This is a genomic window from Legionella rowbothamii (assembly GCF_900639985.1).
Classification (GTDB): Bacteria; Pseudomonadota; Gammaproteobacteria; order Legionellales; family Legionellaceae; genus Legionella; species Legionella rowbothamii.
The window spans coordinates 129,761-148,445 of the sequence record NZ_CAAAIM010000002.1; the positions used below are offsets into that span (position 1 = coordinate 129,761).

Genomic DNA, 18,685 nt, shown 5'->3' on the forward strand with positions numbered 1-18,685 from the left:
ATTAGCTCCACAAATTAGCTAAATTGTCACATGTACTTTCAGGTTTCTCGACAACCTCCTCAATTATCTTCAAAAACTGCTGAGTAAGATGATAAATAGTTTCACGGTCATATAGGTCAACTCGATATTTAAGGTATCCAGTTAATAAGGTTCTATCATAATTAAATTTTAATGATAGTTTGCGCGGGCTAGTGCCCCAAAGAGGTATCTTCGTACTATTCTGAGTTAATGGCTTCAGCTGAAAGCCAGGGTCAGCAGGCTTAAGGGTCAAGTGCTGGAAGTCAAAAGACACGTCAGGTACGGGTAAATCAAGTGCAGCAATTTGTTCGGGTTGCATGTACTGATATTCAAAAAACTGAACTAAGTCGTTTTGTAATTGTTTGGCCATATCAATGAAGCTCATTGTAGGGGCTGAATGGATCATCAGAGGCAATTCATTCGCTACATTACCCATCGTTGTTTGATACTTTTTAGTATCTCGTCCGGCACAAAACATAGTAATAAACGCGTGATCTGTTTTGCTAAATTGCGCCAATACTAATCCATAGGCGGCAAGAAGTAAATTAGGCAACGTAACTTGAGTTTGTTTGGCTAAATTTTGCAATTTATTAAGTAATTCGGCAGAAATATTCACCGATTCTTTCGCGCCAAACGCTGAGGCTTGTTGAGGTAACGGTCTATCCGTAGGCAAAACTGGAGGATTGTAGTTCTGCAGGGTATTACGCCAAAAAGCAACGTACTTCTCATAAGTACCATTAACTACATTCGTTAATTGCCAATCCACAAAATCTTCATAGGGTGTAGCCATGGGCAAGGGTTGTGTAGTGCGGTTTTGATTTTGTGCATAAAAATGCAGAATATCTTCAAACAGAATCAGACTACTACCGCCGTCGGTTAATAAATGGCTCACACTGACGGTCCAAACATAGCGCTCATCTGCTTGTTGAATCAAATAACTTTCCAATAAGGGCGCTTTGCTCAAATCAAAGGTGTGCGTGCGTACTTTTTGCAATAGTTGGTTGGTTTGTTGCGTTTGCTCTCCTGCCTCTAAAGCGCGAAGATCGATGTAGTGCAATTTAAAATCAACCTGCTCATGGCAAAATTGAAATGGGGTTCCCATCGAAATATGAAAACTGCAACGTAGCATGGGATGTCGCTCAAGAACCTGTTGAATGCTTTTTTCCAAAATCCCTACATCCACGGGTCCCTCAAGTTGGAACTGATTAGCCACTACATAAATAGGATTGGTGGGTTGATCCTGAATATGCTTCCAAATACGGGTTTGTTGCACCGATAGTTGTAATAGCTGGTGGTGCGTTATTGCCGTTGGTGATGCGGCGACCTCTTGTACTGGGGAAGCACCTATTTTTTCATTCAGAAAGTGAACCACATTTTCCAGCGAGCGGTCTTCAAAGAGTAACGCTTGGATGCTTAAATTTTCCAGCGATAATTTGGATTGAAGCTGGCGTACTAGTTCCATACCAAGAATCGAATCCATGCCCAATGATAATAAGTTGGTGCTCATGGGCAAGGTGTCGCTTTCTTTTAAACGAAGAATCATGCGAACTTCCTTCATGAAGAAATCCGTTAGCTCAGGGACCCGCTCCTCAGGTTGTTTACTCTTTAATTGAACCATCAGGTCTTGATGGTGTGGACTCATTGCTCCGGAGGTATGTGTTTGTTGGCTTTCTTGAGGTTCAGGAATAATCTCGGCCAATAATTTCTTATAAGAGCGTGGTAAAAGAGCCAGCTGTGAGGCCATATTGTTAGGCATTAAACACAGCTGGGTGAACGCGCCTGACATTGCATGTTTTAATGAGGTTAAGCCTAATTCCTCACTAATGTTGTGAATGCCATAAGCCGACCACGACTGTGCTAAATCGCGGGTCATGCCTACTTGTTGCCAAGGGCCAAAATTAATCGTCAATGCGGGCAATCCTGCTTGTACGCGGTAATGGGCTAAATTATCAAGAAAAGTATTCGCTGCCGCATAGTTGGCTTGTCCCGGTGTTCCCAGTAACGAACTAATTGATGAAAACATTACAAACTGTTCTAGCTCAGGGATAAGCTCCATACTTAAACAATGCAAATTATAGGAGCCTTGTATTTTAGCAGCGAAAACCTGATTAAATTCTTGCCATGTTAACTGCGACCATAAGCCATCACTTAAGGTGCCAGCGGCATGAAAAATTCCCTTAATTGCAGGCAGCGTATTTTGGATTTCAGTTAAAGCAATACGTAGTTGCTGGGAATCGCTCACATCTGTTTGAACATAGTTGATGTTTACACCCTCAACACGTAATGAATTAAGCATCACCGTTATTTCGTCGTTTAATGGACGTCTTCCAAGTAAAATAATGGAGTTTACTTCTTGCTCAATCAGCCATTTACATAAAACAGTGCCTATCCCCCCTAACCCACCAGTAATGAGATAAGAGGCATTTTTTACAAATGCTTTTTTATTTGCAACAGGGGGCAATAAAGCAGGGACGATTCGTGGTACATATAAGGAATCATTTTGATACGCGAGAATATTTTCATCTTGATGTTGGCCGAGTAGTTTGTGCAGTTGTAATGCCGCGCTTTGGGTTGTTATTTCCAATCCCACATCAAAATGATGATAATCCAGTTCAGGATATTCAAGCACCAATGTTTTGCCCATACCTATTAATGGGGAAAAAAATGGTAGGGATAGGGGCGGTATGGTTGTTGCTCCCCGGGTTACGGTCCATAGTTTGGTGTGTTTTTTGTTATGTATGAGCGTTTGTACTAGATGGAGTAAGCCTCCGCATGAGTTTTTAATTAATTGATTCATGTCATCACAAGTTAACGCCTCTAGTTGCCGCTCTTGGAAAAACTCAGTGCCAACCAAGCCCCATAAATAAAAAATGCCTTGGATTTCTTGGTGCTTACTTAACAGGCTTGAAAAATGTTCTGGTTCAGAAGGATTTAACACCGCTACGCCTTCAGACAGCGCAAATTTTCTTCCAGGATGTACCACTACAATCTCTGGTAAATAGGAAGACAAGAAATTTATCATATTCTGGCTTTCTGAATCTTGATTCGCAAAAATCAACCATTTACCAGTCAGAGCAGGCGCTCCATTTAGTTGCTGAATGGCTCCTAATGGTTTCCACTCCAACTGATAAAGCGCCTGGCTTAAACCACGATTTATGGCGTTACTTGCTTGAGTTTTTGGTCCCCCTGCTAGCCAATAGGATTGATGCTGAAACGCATAAGTTGGCAAATGTTTGGCATCGATTGATAGTCCAAAAGGAGCATCATAAGCATGCCAATTAATAGTATGGCCGTTCTCATGGAGTTGAGCGACTGCATCAGATAAGATTTGCCAGTCGGGGTGGTTTTTCCTGAGTGAGGCAAGCCATAAAACCTGGTGCGATGAACTAGCCTGTTGTCGGGCAAAAGTTAATAAAACAGGCTGTGGTCCTACCTCAATAAAGGTTTGATAGTTTTCTACAATTAACTCGTTGATTCCTTTGCTAAATTGCACTGTAGCCAGTACATGGTCAGCCCAATAATCTGCGTTGATGGTGGAAATCTCCTTACCACTAACATTAGATATAAGCACTAATTTGGGAGCATGGTACTGAATGGTTGCGGCAATTTGCTTAAATTCAGTAATCATTGGGCGTAAAAGCTCTGAATGAAAGGCATGAGACACTTGCAACTCAGTGGTGCGGAGCCCTTGCAACTGACACTGTTGATTTAATTGGCGAATGGCCTCGTCTTCGCCGGCAAATACCACTTGGTTAATGCTATTCACTGCAGCAATATTTAAGATGGCTTCCGGTGCCTGTGCTTTAAATTCATGCATTAAGGCTTGAGCTTGGGCCTCATCTGCATTCACACTAAGCATACTGCCTTCTTGTTGGGCTTGCATGAGTTGTGCACGGGCGGCAATAAGTTTTAAACCATCCGTTAAACTCATAACTCCAGCTACCGTTGCCGCGACATACTCGCCCACGCTGTGGCCGATAACCGCCGTAGGCACAATTCCCCAGCTCATCCATAATTGAGCTAAAGCATATTGAAGAACAAACAACGCCGGTTGAGTATACTGAGTTTGATTTAATAACGATGCCTGTTCTGGATCAAACATGACCTTGGTAAGCGGTTCTGGTAAATAATCTCCCAATAATTGGCTGCAATGATCGATCTCCTGCTTAAATAAAGGATGGGTATTATAAAGTTCCCACCCCATTCCAGAATATTGCGACCCTTGTCCAGTAAATAAAAAGGCAGTTTTCGCTGTATTTAATTCTGCGGCTTTATTTGTTGGCACGGTAGAGCGTAATTTCTCAATTAACTCCTCATTGGTTTGCACTGGAAAAGCCAGGCGATAATCTAAAGGACTGCGGCCAAGAGCAAGGTTGTGGCATAAATTGGCTACATCAAGACCCGCGTTGTCTTGAATATATTCTGCTAATCGTGCTTGTTGTGCTGCTAAAGCTTCTGGAGTATGTCCTGATAATGAAAACACATGTACTGGTCTTTCAGGTGTATCCGCAGCAGCCAGAGCATCTCCAGTTGGGGCTTCGGTAAGGATTAAGTGCGCATTAGTTCCAGTAAAACCAAAAGAGCTCACACCGGCATAACGAATTTGTTTCTGCGCGTCCGCTTCCCAGGCTTGCAAGCTTGTAGGTACTTGTGCCGGAATAGAGGCTAAGTCAATTAATGGATTGACTGTTTCAAAATGCAAATTGGCTGGGATTTGTTGATGTTGTAACATCAAAATGGTTTTGATAAGGCCTGCCATACCCGCAGCCGCTTCCAAATGACCGATGTTGCTTTTTACTGAACCTATATATAAATCTTTTTGGCGTGTGCCAGTGGCAAAAACCTCTTTCAACGCATTAAACTCAATTGGATCGCCTAAGCGGGTACCCGTACCATGAGTCTCAATATAATCAATTGCATCCGGAGAAATCCCCGCGGCATGGATGGCTTTACTAATTAAGTCTTGTTGGGCCTTTGGACTTGGCGCGGTAATGCCGTTACTGTGTCCATCGCTATTCACTACGGCACTTTGAATCACTGCTAAAATAGGGTCTTTATCGCGTTGTGCATCAGTTAAGCGTTTTAAAATGAGCACACCGCATCCTTCACTACGAACATAACCATCTGCTTTTGCATCAAAGACTTGGCATTTGCCATTAGGTGATAACATTCCTGCTTGCGAGAAGCTTACACTTAAAGATGGATCAAGAATGCTGTTTACCCCACCCACAATGGCTAGGCTATAGCCTTTTTCATGTAAATCCTGACACGCATTGAACACCGCAACCAATGAAGAAGAACATGCTGTATCCACGGCTATCGATTCACCATGAGTCCCTAAAAAATAGGCAAGGCGTCCAGCTGCGGCGCTATGGGCGTTACCTATGCCATAATAAGCATCAGTATTATGGTGTGCTGCATCATGTGCTAATTGGCTATAGTCATTAGAGGCGATTCCAATAAAAATAGCTGCATCAGTATCATCCAGCGATAAAGGGGCAATACCGGCTCGCTCAAGTGCTTCCCAGGTTAATTCCAGTAAAAGACGATGTTGCGGATCCATTGCCTCTGCTTCGCGACGACTAATATTAAATAGGGCCGCATCAAACTGATCAATATTATCAATAAATCCACCTTTAGATGTGGCTATTGTTCCTGCAACACCAGACTGTGCCGTATAGAGTGCAGAATCCCAACGGCTGGGAGGAACGTTGCTGATTCCATCTTTAGCGTTTTGTAAGAGCTCCCAAAATTCTTGTGGACTGTTGCTACCTCCTGGAAAACGACAGCTCATACCGATAATCGCTACCGGCTCAAAGCGTTTTTGGTGAATTTGTTGCTCGTTTTGTGGGGTAAGCGAATGATCTTCAGGAAGCAAATAGTTGGCTAGAGTGTCAATGGTGGTAAAGGACCATAATAAACTAGGATTAATTTCTTGATTTATCAATTGTCCCAGGGCTGCGGTAAACTGGACTGCGCTTACGGAGTCCATGCCGTAGTATGAAAAATTCTTATGCACATCAATTTGTTCTAACTGCAGCGATAAATTGGTGGCTAGCCATTGTTTCATCCATAAGGTTAAGCTGTTTTTTTCATGAGCGTTAGCTAAGCTAGGCACTTGTTGCTCTGATTGATTAGCTTTCCTTTGCCATTGGGCATACACGTGCAAATCCTTGGCCAGAAAAGTTTGTTTACACCCGCTGCGTTGTACCTTGCCACTTGAGGTTCGGGGCAATGACGATTGTTTGATTAAAACAATCTCGCTAGGCAATACGGGCAACTCTTGGGAACAACAATCTAAGATCGCCGAAAAAATCTCATCAAACTGTTTCGCACTACGATGTACTTCTTGAACCAGGATTAATTCGGGTTCATTATTTTCCTTTTCAATAACAAAGGCAGCTCCACCATGTTTTATTAACAACGGATGGCTTTTTTCAACACAATGCTCAATGTCTTGAGGATAAAGATTTTGTCCACGAATAATAATTAAATCTTTAAGACGTCCCGTAATAAAAAGCTCCCCATCGGAGGTTAAAAAACCTAAATCCCCAGTTCGTAAAAAGGGTTTGTCTTTAGAGGCTAATTTTAGGTTAAAAATTTCTTCATTAAGTTCAGGCTTATTCCAATATCCCTTCGTAACTGAGTCACCGTGAACAACAATTTCTCCAATTTTGTTTATAGGTAAAATGTCTAAACTAGATGGGTCAATAATTTCTAAGTCGTAGTTGCTATAGGGCGTGCCGCAGCCAACCAAAAGCACATGCTCTTCATCTGCTTGAGCTTCTTTGATGATGTTATTTTGAAATGCTTGCTTACTCGCTCGCATGAGCACTGTTTCGGTGCCCACTTTTTTAGTTGAGATCAACAAGGTGGTTTCGGCCATACCATAAGAAGGATGACAGGCATTGGCGCTAAAACCACATCCTGCGAACGCGTCACTAAATTGTTTTAAATGCGCCGCATTGACAGGCTCAGAACCATTTACTGCAAAAAGCCATGAGCTTAAATCCAATTCCTTTTTCTCTTCCTCGGTGATGACTCTGGAGCATAAATCATAAGCAAAGTCAGGTGCGGCCGAACATTCAGCGCGATAATCACTGATTGCTTTTAACCATTTTAATGGGTTTTTTAAAAAATCGGTGGGTGACATACTGACCACATGACCATTATAGGCCAAAGGAAAAAGTGTACAGCCAATCATGCCCATATCGTGAAATGGAGGTAGCCAAGAACAGAGAGTGGTTACCCGTCCCTCTAATTTTTCATTGATGCAGTGAGCATTAGCGATGATATTCTTGTGCGTTACCATCACCCCTTTGGGGTTTCCGGTAGAGCCTGAGGTATACTGTAGAAAGGCTACCTCTTCATTTGAAATAGTAGGAAACTGGGTTAAGGAAGGGAGCGTTTTTTCTTCCTCCTCGACAATGAGAACTTGTGTTTTATTTTCTTCATTAAAGTTCAGGCGATGTACTACGGCAGAAGAAGTAATGATCACCTGCACAGAAGCATCTTCGATAATTGATAACAATCTAATATTATGGCGACTGTTGGTAGGTGGATATGCTGGAACCGCAATAACTCCGGCAAGTAAACATCCTAAAAAGGAGACCAAATAATCGATGCCGGGATTCAATAAAATAATTGCCCGCGAGCCTGGCTCTGCACGCTTTAGGATTCGTGTGGCAAAATGCTCTATTTGCTCTAGCAATTCTTGGTTGGATAAAGAAAGGCTCTCTTTCTGAGTAAGGAACGTTAAGGCAGCTTTATCAGGATTGTTTTGAGCATTTCTTCTTAGTAGGTCGATGATGGTCACTGTGTTTTTTACATCTTGGCTCATTTTTCATCTCTGTTTATAACGGTATTGCTTCTTAAAGGTAGCACAAAATTTGAACAAATCCAGGTGGTTTTTTAATTTTATGCTGCACCGCCGTCTTAAAAAGGGATATTTGTTTTTAAATTCAATGCGAAAATCGAGTAAAAATCACTCGGGCTGGTCTATACTTAAGCAAATGTCATTTAATTGGTTTATGCTTTATTAACGTTAGGGTGTCGAGAGGAAGTTCAGGAATTGATTAAGTGACTTTGGCTTTAATTTCGTAAGAAAAAAGGAAACGACTATGCATCTACCTATTGAATCTGAGCTTCGGGCTTTTTTACAAGAACGTCATTTTTTAAATCCCGTTCTAATCAAAGAATCAGAAAATATGTTAGGAGCGTTATATTTCGCTCGCGAAGAATGTGGCAAAATAACAACGATAAAAATGATTAATAGAGGTAAATTAGAAGAATTATATCAATTAAATCATGCGGAGCTGATGAATTTTTTCACGTTGCATACAACGTATGTCAATGAGATAACTAAGAAAATAGCATCTCCTAAGTTAATTTCCATAAATAATTCATTTGTGCAGGAATACAATGATCTAGTGTTTTACATGATGCATTACATTCCCGGCGAAAATAAAGAACCATTTCATCTTAATCTTGATCAAAAAATCCAAATTGCACAAGCGCTCACTGCTATCCATCAAACTGAGCCACTTAATTTTAATAAGGATTTTTTTAATCTTAAATCGTATTTTTTTGCCAGTTGCTGGAAAAATCTTGTAACTAGTCATGGGTTGGCTTTAGTTGAAAAATTAGCAACACAATATTTAAATAATCCTTTAAAAAATTTGTTACGTGGCGTGTATGAACGGGTAACCTATGATGAAATTTTGCGAATAGGACAAGATACATCATCATTAGTTATTTGCCATTCCGATGTAAAACCTAAAAATGTTATTTGGAATAATGCCGGGGAGTATTATCTAGTTGATTGGGAAAATTTTTGCTTGATGCGTGCGGAAATTGATTTTGTTGATACGGTTACCAGTTGGGTGCGGCAAAAAAATGGTGACGAACAGTATTTAGATATGAGCCAGGCAAAATGTTTTCGAGATGCCTATGCCTTGCCTTTGGCCATTAATGATTTAGATATTTATATCTCTGCGGCAAAATGGATTTTTTGGGTTTTAACCTGTTATTCCCTGGCAAATGAAGCAATGCTTCGGGATGGTTTATCCATGCTTGCGCTTTTGGAAAATAACCATCAGGCATTACTTGATTTATCATAGGGATGTTTCGGAATGAATAAAAAGCAGTTCTTACAAATTTGGGCAAACCATGGGTTATTGACGGTTTTATTTAAGGTATTCAATTTTTTTATCTTGAATACCTTATTACAGCAATATATTACGTTGGAAGAGTTTCCGCTTTATGGTGCCTTAATTTATTTACCTACGGTAGTTCTGCTTTTTATTGTTCCTAAGCTCCTGGAAAAGACGAATGTATTTACCGCATTAAAACGCTGCCTTGATTTTATTCTAATCTTATTTCTCGGATTTTGGTTTGTTATTTTGACCGAGAAGGTACCACTGGATAGTTTGCTCGTTCTCCTGGCTTGTGTTGCTTTTTTAGCCTCAATGGAGTCCATTTTTTTTGATAAAGTAACCGCAACATATTGTGCCTATAAAGATTTACCTTTTGTCATTACAACCACCAGGCTTGCGAATACCTTGGGATATATAATTGGCCCACTTATTGGGAGCTTTTTTTTCAATAAATTATCGTTTGCCAACTTATTAGTAACCTCCATGGTGGTTATTTTGATTTATCGCATTTTCTTATTATTAGTCCATTGGAATTTACAGAAAAATGTTTCATTGCAGTCCCAATTTCACTCACAAGGAATTGAGCTTACTGTAAGCAGGCAATCGATTTTGTATTTATATAGTTTAAATTTTATGTGGCTTAATTTAGTGGCCATTATGATCATTCCCTTTTATTCTTTGTATTTTTCTGTTTCACAAATAGGGGTAATTCTTTCCTTTGCAGGGGTTGGCATGCTTGCAGGTAATTTATTTTCAATCTCTTTATTTAGGCGTTTTAATTACCTCCTTCTTTTTCATATAGCGGCACTGGGTTTGCTATTTAACTTGTGTATGGCTGCTTTTTTGGGGAGTAATTATTTTTGGAGTTGCTTTTTCATTGGGTTGGGAAGCTTTTTTAGTTCCGTTTGTTATGCCTTGGCCCAATATTTTTCTTTAAGCATTGTCGATTCTGAGTCCTTATCACATTTTTATGGGATTAGAAATTTTATTAATACGCTTATTTCATTAGTGTTATTTATTCTTTTATGGTGTTTGGTTAGTAGCTCGTTAAGTCATGTTCTGCGGGATTTTTTCAATATTCAACAAGCAAGTTTAATGTCTTTGTTTTTCTTATTGCTGGCATTTATTTGTATCATTTTTTATGCTTTTAACTTTATTTACAGTCGCCAACTTAAAGAATGTACGTTATCTTGAACTAAAGTTCATCCAGGCCTAATCTTAATATAGCTTGGATGCACGGTAGGGCGTCTTGGGGCGCAGATGGTATTAGAATGCCCCGGGTATCATCGACGCGACCACTCCCTGGGGTTGTGGGGGAGCAATAAATGGGGTATTTATTTCGATTGAGGCTACTTGTGTTTCGACTACTCCGGAAAATAGTAGTGCCCGCGGATAAGCGGGAGGGCGCATAATCCGTTCAAATTTATCTTGCAGCTTATTATCTTCAGGAGCAAGTAGTTCTATATCCAAGAGCAGGCTGGCAGGCTTGCGATGTTTCATCACGCGTTCAAAATTTTTTTCTGCATGCTCACCAGATAACAAGCCTAATGGAGAGATAAAGGTTAAGATTTTTGCTGCCGCAGCGGGGTTAACTAGATGAGTGGTTACGGCGATATTTTGGGCATTTAATAAATGTGCTTTATTTAACGTGATTAATGCTTGGGCCACTTGTTGTGGGGATGTCTCGTGCTGCACTATTGCAGCGAAATATTCTTGTTTTTCAGTGCCTGCGAGTAGTTGATGTGCTTGTAGCGTGTCAATTGCGGTAAAAAGCTGCTGAAGTTTCGGCGAATTTAAAAGAGATTGATAATCTCCATTAGGAACAGATTTTTTAGGTTTTGGATAGCTTAAAATGGCTACAGCATTTTCATCAGAGAAAAGCTGGTTTGCTTCTAATAATTTGCAGCATTGGAAAAGATCGCTTTCGATGAATTTATTAAGGCAGGGAAATTTTAATAATGGTGGCGTGTCGAGAAGTTCCTTAATAATCTCTAATGCAATCACATCCAATGTTTTTGTTGATTTAGATTGAATCTTGGCATTAAACAATTCTTGAATTTTTTTAGGGAAAAGTTTTTTCTCTGTTTCAGTTAGGTATTTATAGCTGGAGATGAAAGAAGATATTATTAATGCGTTTTTAGGCGATATATCACCCATAGTGTCCTGCCTTTGATTGGTCATGAATTGTGCATATTTTATGCTAAATGGGCTTAAAAAAGCAAGATTTAATTAATTTTGTTTAGTGTCACATAGGTATGTTGGGTTGTTAACCCGAACATCGGTACAAACGGTATGTGCTGGGCTTGGTCGCCCAGCCGGCGTGGCAAACTCAGCTATTGCGTAAATTGATTAACCGTTAGGGTCAATCGTTTCACCAATTCATCAATTTCTTCTTCAGTGATGGTGAGCGGAGGGAGTAAGCGCACGACTGTATCTGCCGTGACATTAAAGATGAGGCCATTGGCTAAACCTAAATTACGCATGTCCATAGCCGGTCTATCTAGCTCCACACCAATCATATAGCCTTTACCACGAATTGCTTTAACATGTGGATGTTCACCTAGGCTTTGAATAAGCTTATCCATCAAAAGGGCACTATTACGGGTAACACGATCGCAAATTTTATCACGCTCAATGACTTCCAATACCGTTAAAGCAGTAGCACAGGCTAGGGGATTACCACCAAAGGTAGAGCCATGATTTCCAGGCTTGAATAAATCCGTAGCTTTTTTACTCATAAGGCAAGCACCTATGGGTACGCCATTGCCTAGGCCTTTAGCTGTAGTAAGAATATCCGGTTGAATATTATGGTGCATGCAAGCATACAGTTTACCAGTACGTCCATTTCCGGTTTGGATTTCATCCAAAATAAGCATCCAATCATGCTGTTCACATAATTTGGCTACTGCACGCAAATAACCTTCTTCGGCGGCATAAATCCCACCTTCGCCTTGAATAGGTTCCAGCATTACCGCGACCACATCTTCGCGATTGGCCGCAATTGTGCGTATGGCTTCGATATCATTAAAGGGAGCGCGAATAAATCCAGGGACTAAGGGTTCAAAACCTGCTTGTACTTTACGGCTACCTGAGGCGGTTAGGGTCGCCATCGTACGTCCATGAAATGCACGTTCCATTACAATAATAGAGGGGGTTTCAATGCCTTTTTTATGTCCGTAAAGCCGAGTTAATTTAATAGCTGCTTCATTGGCTTCCGCACCGGAGTTGGCAAAAAATACTTGTTCCATTCCTGCCATCGAGGTGAGTTTTTCCGCAAGTAGCTCTTGTTGCTTAATATGAAATGTATTTGAGGTATGCAAGAGTTTTGCTGCTTGCTCTTGTATGGTTTTGGTCACATCTGGATGAGCATGTCCTAGCCCACAAACGGCTATCCCACTTAAGCCATCAAGATATGCTTTACCCTGTTCGTCATAAAGCCAAACGCCCTCACCATGAGTAAAGGTTATGGGCATGGGATTGTAACTCGTAATTAAAGCCATTATCTATCTTCCTTTTTAATCTTTTTGCCGTCCATTAAAATCGTAGGCTGGGCTTAACAGCCCAGCCTACGATTAGTCTAAATGGTAGTGACTTGGCAATTATCCCATCACTTACTTCATATTATCAGAGACGAATTCCCAATTCACTAATGACCAAAATGCACTGATGTAATCAGGGCGCGCATTACGGTAATCAATATAGTAAGCATGTTCCCATACATCGCAGGTTAATAGGGCGGTTAAACCTTCAGTCATGGGGGTGCCAGCGTTGCTGGTGCTTATAATCTTTAGATCACCCGCTTTATCTTGAGCAAGCCATGCCCAACCTGAACCAAAAGTAGTAGCGGCTGCTTGGGTAAATTGTTCTTTAAAGGCACTAAAAGAACCAAAATGCTTATTAATAGCCTCAGCTAGTTTACCCGTTGGCTCACCACCTCCATTAGGACTCAAACAATGCCAATAGAAGGTATGGTTCCAAATTTGCGCTGCATTATTGAATACCCCACCTTTGGATTTCATAATAATGTCTTCAAGAGACATTGATTCAAATTCAGTACCAGGAATTAATTTATTTAAGTTATTCACATAAGCTTGGTGATGTTTTCCATAATGATATTCAAGAGTTTCTTTAGAAATATGTGGTGCTAACGCATCCATTTCATAGGGTAATTTGGGTAATGTAAAAGTCATGGGGTTCTCCTTGTTTGTGAGTTGCCCTAAGTGTAGCAGGACAAATATGATATTCAATTAATATTTCTTTAAGATTCCATGCCTATTATTTAAGAAATTATTATTAATTTGGCTGGGGGCGGCACCTGCTTTTATCCTAGTGAGTCTGGTAGGGATCATGAAATAAGTTGCGGCCGTGCTAGCTTTTCGCCATAATTAGCGTTTTTATTATTTTAAAGGTACACGAGCGTGGATACAATCGAGAAAATTAAAAAACAAATCGCAGAAAATACGATTCTGCTGTACATGAAAGGATCCCCGAAGATGCCTCAATGTGGTTTTTCTGCGCGTGCAGTTCAATGCATCGAGGCCTGTGGTGTTGATTTTGCTTACGTAGATATTCTTGCTAATCCAGACATTCGTCAAATGTTGCCCCAAGTTTCTGATTGGCCCACCTTCCCTCAGTTGTATGTTAAGGGTGAATTGATTGGTGGCTCTGACATTATTGCTGAATTATTCCAGCAAGGTGAGCTAGAAACTATGTTACGCGATGCAATTGCCGTATAAAGTCTATTATATCTTGACTACCTTGGCTAAAGCAGCCAGATTTTTGCTTTTGATTCAAGCTAGCGAAATGTAAACGGCCCTCGATAATAATAATCTGCGCAAGGGTTCCTCTTGCGCGCAAATGGAGATCATAGAATGAGTGTACTAGTCGGACGTAAAGCTCCTGATTTTACCGTCGCTGCGGTGATGGGCAATGGTGAGATTGTAGATAAATTTAATTTGCATGAGCACATCAAAGGGAAATATGGATTGGTGTTTTTCTATCCTTTAGATTTTACTTTTGTATGCCCTTCTGAGCTGATTGCTTTAGATCACCGTATAGATGAATTCAAAAGCCGTAATGTGGAAGTAGTTGCTGTATCTATCGACTCTCATTTCACTCATAATGCATACAGAAATACTCCTGTAGAAAAAGGCGGAATTGGCGCAGTTCGTTACACTATGGCTGCCGATATGACTCACAGCATTTGCCAAGCTTACGGTGTAGAGCATCCTGCTGCGGGCGTTGCATTTCGTGGCGCATTTATTATCGATACTAAAGGTATGGTTCGCTCACAAGTTGTGAATGATTTGCCAATTGGTCGGAATGTTGATGAGCTCTTAAGAACGATTGATGCAGTACAATTCTTCGAAGAAAAAGGCGAAGTTTGTCCTGCGGGTTGGAGAAAAGGCCAAGCAGGTATGACCGCCTCACCCCAAGGCGTTGCTGAATACCTTGCAGAGCACTCGCGTTCTTTATAATTACGTGTAGCCCGTATTAGACGAAGTCGTAATACGGGTATTGCGACACTGATACACCCGTATTAAGCATTGCTAATGCGGGTTAATCTGTTTATCCATTATTATTTTTATTATTAAGCTGTAGCCTGCGCCACGTATTCGTCATCTCACAAAACAAATCTGCGGTTTTTTCTGCATCATAAATTGCTGAATGCGCTTCATGAGGGTCGAAAGGAACACCTGCCGCTTGAGCTGCTTTCGCTAATACGGTTTGTCCATAAATTAATCCCCCTAAGGTGGCTGTGTCGAAGCAAGTAAACGCATGAAAGGGGGATTGCAGCCCCGTTCTTTTGATTGCTTCCTTAACAAACAATAAATCGAACCAGGCGTTATGACCGACTAACACCGCCCTTTGGCAGTTCTGCTGCTTAATCGCACTAAAAATAGGTTTAAATAGTCGTTCCAGTGCAATTTTTTCTTCTACCGCGAAGCGAAGCGGTTGGTAGGGATCGATTTGGTTGAACTCTAGCGATTTTTGATCCAGCTCGGCTCCCGAAAAGGGTAAGATATGTTCAAAATGGCTGGTGCTGCGTTGTAAATTACCTTGTTTATCCATGGTGAGTAAGACAACACACATTTCCAGCAAGGCATTTTTCTGCGGGTTTATCCCAGCCGTCTCAACATCCACTACTACGGGCAAGAAGCCACGAAAGCGTCCCTTCATTGTACTGCTTAATGCATTATCAAGAGGGGACATGAGTACTCCATTGGATTGTTTCACCTGCCGCAATCGGTACAACCTGCTCTCTACCCAAGGGCATCGTTTTTGGTACGGTTTGCGGGGAATTAATCAACTCAACCTGCTCCTGATTGATGGGCAATTGATAAAATTCAGCGCCATAATGGCTCATAAAACGATTAAGCTTGGTTAATTGGTTTAACTCATCAAATACCTGCGCATAAAGTGCAAGGGCAAAGGGCGCTGAATAGATCCCCGCGCAACCACAAGCCGTTTCTTTATTGTTAATGCGGTGAGGGGCACTGTCCGTGCCGGCAAAAAATTTAGGATTACCACTGCATACTGCTTGTTGCAGTGCCTTTTGGTCACGTTCATGCTTCAAAATGGGAAGACAGTAATAATGAGTTCTAATACCCCCTGCAAGCAACTGATTACGGTTATATAGTAAATGATGGGGAGTAATGGTGGCGGCAATATTTTCTGGGGCTGTACGGACAAAGTTTACCGCAGCCTCGGTGGAAATATGTTCCAGGATGATGCGTAACCTCGGGAAATTAAGGACTAAGGGTTTTAAATACTCATCAATAAACAAGGCTTCACGTTCAAAAATATCGCTATGTGTTACCTCACCATGAATTTGCAGCACTAAATTCTGTTCTTGCATCACTTCAAGTAAAGGATAGAGCGCGCTCAAAGTCTTAGCGCCTGCTTCGGAATTCGTAGTTGCTCCGGCTGGATAAAGTTTGGCTCCTAATACATAGGGGGTGCTTGCGGCCTGCTCCAACTCTGCTGCGGTAACCGACTCGTTTAAATAGAACGTCATATAGGGATTGAAGCGATGACCACTGGGTAAGACAGCAAGAATTCTCTCTCTATAAGCACTAATTGCAGACAAAGTAGTCAATGCTGGTTTGAGATTAGGCATTACTAAGACACGGGCAAAATGCTCTGCACTGGCTGCCACGGTATGTTCTAATACTTCATTATCCCTAAAATGAACATGCCAGTCATCTGGTTGGCTGATAATTAGTGATTTCATAATTAAAGATTCTTAAAACAGTGTCGATATCTAAGGATAACATGAATTCAATCATGGGGATTATTAATAATGGAATTCAGTAATAATAGATGCGCGTTTGTAATACGCGTTGCAGTAAGCTATGCACTGGCTGTAAGTACAACATTCGCAATGGCACCAATTAATTATGCCTTTCCCATGGGTGGGGAAAAGAGTTGGAAGGTAACTGGTAATCCAATTCGTTGTGGTTTATCACTGACAATACCTAATTATGGAATCGGGTATTTTGAGCAATTCGCCGCTCAGCCACCGCATTTTGTTTTACGCAAGTGGGATGAAGTGAGTCGTCCTTTGCCTGCACGAATTATCGCTAGGGCTCCTATGTGGAAACCAGATGGTGCTACTTATCTTGTAGGCTCATTAATGGTTAATCCAGGTCCTTATGGAATTTTTTTAAAGCGAGATTCAACGTTAAAATTATTGACCTATTTATCTCAAGGCTATGAGCCTACTTTTAGATATCGCTCGGATATAGGATTTGATGTTTCTGTAGCATTGACGCCTCGTGGCTTTCAAACGCCTTATTCTCACTACCAGCGCTGTATTAGTAATTTATTACCCTTTGGGTTTGACCGGGTAAAAGAAAGTGTATTTCATTTTGCCCCAGATAGTCGTGAATTGTCGGATCAAGATAAAGATCAATTACGCCGAATTGCACGTTACACTGCAGCCGATCATCAAATTAAAGTAATTCGTATAATTGGTTATGCTGATGAAAGTGGGCGCAAAGGCTATAATAATGCAATCTCGCAATATCGTGCGCAAGCTGTACAAAATTATCTAATAACTTTAGGGGTTCCTGAAGAGCAATTATCGGTCACTTGGTTAGGAGCGTTAAAACCAGTGGCTAGAAATGATACAGATGCAGGTCGCGCGGAAAATAGGAGAGTTGTTGTCAGTCTGATTAAAAAATAGCGTCCGTGTTTAAAAAAAGTATCTTTATGAAAAATATTAATTTTTTTTTTGTAAATTTACTTGATTTATTAATTTTCGAAGCCATACTCATGGTGTTGCATGCTTCGAACCAAAGCGACGAAAGCATGCTGCTGGTAACTTTTAAATTGTAAGTTATCAAGTAAAAACTCAGAATTAATAAAAATAAAAATATAATACGGAGACTTAGCATGTTTAGTTTGAAAAAGACAACAGCAGCAGTACTCGCTTTAGGTAGTAGTGCAGTTTTTGCAGGAACAATGGGACCTGTCTGCACTCCAGGTAATGTGACTGTACCATGTGAGCGCACTGCATGGGATATCGGTGGTCAAGCCATTGATTTACAAGTCGTTAACAACAACGATTTCTTTATTGCTGATGCAACTGGAAATTACCGCGATCACAGTCGTTGGAATTGGGGCTTCCAATTAGAAGGTTCTTACCACTTCAATACTGGTAATGATGTTACTTTAACTTGGTACCATTTGGATGCTAGCAGACACCGCTTTGGGTTCGTCTCTGAATTAGATGGTGTTACAGGTCTTGCTGGTTACGCTAACGTTGGTCGTAAGTGGGATGCTGTTAATGGCGAATTAGGTCAATTCGTTGATTTCAGCGCAAACAAAAAAATGCGTTTCCATGGCGGCTTCCAATGGGCACGTGTTAAGACTAATCACGCTGTAGCTATTGATGATGCAACCACTGATCTAGTTGATTTTGCTTCTTGGGGCGAGACTCAATACAACGGTTTTGGTCCACGTACAGGTCTTGACATGAACTATGTGTTCGCTGGCTATGGTTTTGGTGTTTATGCTAAAGCAGCAGCAGCAATCTTAGTTGGTAGCTCTAAGTTTAACTCAGGTGCTTATGAGCTGGGCGTATCAGCTGTTCCTTTCCATGGCTCTAAAACTTCTATCGTTCCTGAGTTAGAAGCTAAGTTAGGTGCTAACTACACTTACACTATGGCTCAAGGGGATATTACTCTTGATGCTGGTTACATGTGGTTCAACTACTTCAATGCTTTAAGCAATGTTAGTGCTGCTACTAGTACTGCAAGAACTATGGACTTCGGAGCTTCTGGTCCTTATGTTGGTTTGAAGTACGTAGGTAATGTTTAATTTGTACATGTTAGATTTTGCTTAATCTCCCACTTTTTCACCTCATTTCTTTCACCAGAAATGAGGTGATTTTTTAGAAAATCACAAATTTATTATCCGCGCAAAATGGATTATTAATCCGCATGTTGGAACGAATAAATACAGTAACAGAAAAAAATTATCTATAAAACTTAGTTTTTTAACTAATT

12 protein-coding genes are annotated in these 18,685 nt (G+C 40.8%); 6 read left to right on the forward strand and 6 right to left on the reverse strand.

Features of this window, described 5'->3' with window-relative positions:
* Position 1: 1 nt before the first annotated feature.
* Positions 2-7,858 carry a type I polyketide synthase gene (locus E1P08_RS05800; RefSeq protein ID WP_133136087.1) on the reverse strand — a complete coding sequence of 2,619 codons (7,857 nt, stop codon included), beginning with the start codon at positions 7,856-7,858 and terminating at the stop codon, positions 2-4.
* Between the two features lie 280 nt (positions 7,859-8,138).
* Between E1P08_RS05800 and E1P08_RS05805 the strand changes: the two genes are divergently transcribed.
* The gene (locus tag E1P08_RS05805) at positions 8,139-9,137 is read left to right on the forward strand and encodes a phosphotransferase (RefSeq protein WP_133136088.1); all 999 of its coding nucleotides are present in this window, start codon (positions 8,139-8,141) and stop codon (positions 9,135-9,137) included.
* A 12-nt stretch (positions 9,138-9,149) separates the two neighbouring features.
* A complete protein-coding gene (locus E1P08_RS05810) occupies positions 9,150-10,367 on the forward strand; it encodes an MFS transporter (protein WP_133136089.1) in 1,218 nt (405 codons plus the stop codon).
* A gap of 72 nt (positions 10,368-10,439) precedes the next feature.
* Here the strand turns inward: E1P08_RS05810 and E1P08_RS05815 are convergent, their stop codons facing one another.
* From E1P08_RS05815 to sodB, 3 genes are all read right to left on the reverse strand, one after another.
* Positions 10,440-11,330, reverse strand: coding sequence for a hypothetical protein (locus E1P08_RS05815; protein WP_133136090.1), 891 nt, complete (start codon positions 11,328-11,330; stop codon positions 10,440-10,442).
* Between the two features lie 176 nt (positions 11,331-11,506).
* Entirely contained in the window at positions 11,507-12,673 is a 1,167-nt protein-coding gene (locus E1P08_RS05820; RefSeq protein ID WP_133136091.1) for an aspartate aminotransferase family protein, read from the reverse strand.
* 111 nt (positions 12,674-12,784) lie between these two features.
* On the reverse strand, positions 12,785-13,363 hold the full coding sequence (sodB, locus tag E1P08_RS05825) for a superoxide dismutase [Fe] (RefSeq protein WP_133136092.1): 579 nt from the start codon (positions 13,361-13,363) through the stop codon (positions 12,785-12,787).
* Between the two features lie 228 nt (positions 13,364-13,591).
* Here sodB and grxD point away from each other — a divergent pair, with 228 nt between their 5' ends.
* The gene (grxD, locus tag E1P08_RS05830) at positions 13,592-13,909 is read left to right on the forward strand and encodes a Grx4 family monothiol glutaredoxin (protein WP_133136093.1); all 318 of its coding nucleotides are present in this window, start codon (positions 13,592-13,594) and stop codon (positions 13,907-13,909) included.
* 135 nt (positions 13,910-14,044) lie between these two features.
* On the forward strand, positions 14,045-14,650 hold the full coding sequence (locus E1P08_RS05835; RefSeq protein ID WP_133136094.1) for a peroxiredoxin: 606 nt from the start codon (positions 14,045-14,047) through the stop codon (positions 14,648-14,650).
* A gap of 91 nt (positions 14,651-14,741) precedes the next feature.
* Here the strand turns inward: E1P08_RS05835 and rnt are convergent, their stop codons facing one another.
* Positions 14,742-15,386: a ribonuclease T gene (gene rnt, locus E1P08_RS05840; protein ID WP_133136095.1), complete on the reverse strand. Its 645-nt coding sequence runs from the start codon at positions 15,384-15,386 to the stop codon at positions 14,742-14,744.
* Positions 15,373-16,407, reverse strand: a complete 1,035-nt coding sequence (gene pyrC, locus E1P08_RS05845) for a dihydroorotase (protein WP_133136096.1) — start codon at positions 16,405-16,407, stop codon at positions 15,373-15,375. Before pyrC ends, rnt begins: the two co-directional genes overlap by 14 nt.
* Before the next feature lie 69 nt (positions 16,408-16,476).
* Between pyrC and E1P08_RS05850 the strand changes: the two genes are divergently transcribed.
* Together E1P08_RS05850 and E1P08_RS05855 are read left to right on the forward strand one after the other, a co-directional pair.
* Positions 16,477-17,361 (forward strand): flagellar protein MotY, encoded by an 885-nt coding sequence (locus E1P08_RS05850; protein WP_133136097.1) that lies wholly within the window; start codon positions 16,477-16,479, stop codon positions 17,359-17,361.
* A 209-nt stretch (positions 17,362-17,570) separates the two neighbouring features.
* A complete protein-coding gene (locus E1P08_RS05855; protein WP_133136098.1) occupies positions 17,571-18,497 on the forward strand; it encodes an Lpg1974 family pore-forming outer membrane protein in 927 nt (308 codons plus the stop codon).
* Positions 18,498-18,685 lie beyond the last annotated feature (188 nt).

Excerpts from the sequence above, each read along its gene's own strand:
- pyrC (WP_133136096.1), bottom strand. The coding sequence starts at position 16,407 with ATGAAATCACTAATTATCAGCCAACCAGATGACTGGCATGTTCATTTT.
- E1P08_RS05835 (WP_133136094.1), top strand. The coding sequence starts at position 14,045 with ATGAGTGTACTAGTCGGACGTAAAGCTCCTGATTTTACCGTCGCTGCG.
- E1P08_RS05810 (WP_133136089.1), top strand. The coding sequence starts at position 9,150 with ATGAATAAAAAGCAGTTCTTACAAATTTGGGCAAACCATGGGTTATTG.
- E1P08_RS05815 (WP_133136090.1), bottom strand. The coding sequence starts at position 11,330 with ATGGGTGATATATCGCCTAAAAACGCATTAATAATATCTTCTTTCATC.
- E1P08_RS05805 (WP_133136088.1), top strand. The coding sequence starts at position 8,139 with ATGCATCTACCTATTGAATCTGAGCTTCGGGCTTTTTTACAAGAACGT.
- rnt (WP_133136095.1), bottom strand. The coding sequence starts at position 15,386 with ATGTCCCCTCTTGATAATGCATTAAGCAGTACAATGAAGGGACGCTTT.
- E1P08_RS05820 (WP_133136091.1), bottom strand. The coding sequence starts at position 12,673 with ATGGCTTTAATTACGAGTTACAATCCCATGCCCATAACCTTTACTCAT.
- E1P08_RS05850 (WP_133136097.1), top strand. The coding sequence starts at position 16,477 with ATGGAATTCAGTAATAATAGATGCGCGTTTGTAATACGCGTTGCAGTA.
- E1P08_RS05800 (WP_133136087.1), bottom strand. The coding sequence starts at position 7,858 with ATGAGCCAAGATGTAAAAAACACAGTGACCATCATCGACCTACTAAGA.
- E1P08_RS05855 (WP_133136098.1), top strand. The coding sequence starts at position 17,571 with ATGTTTAGTTTGAAAAAGACAACAGCAGCAGTACTCGCTTTAGGTAGT.
- sodB (WP_133136092.1), bottom strand. The coding sequence starts at position 13,363 with ATGACTTTTACATTACCCAAATTACCCTATGAAATGGATGCGTTAGCA.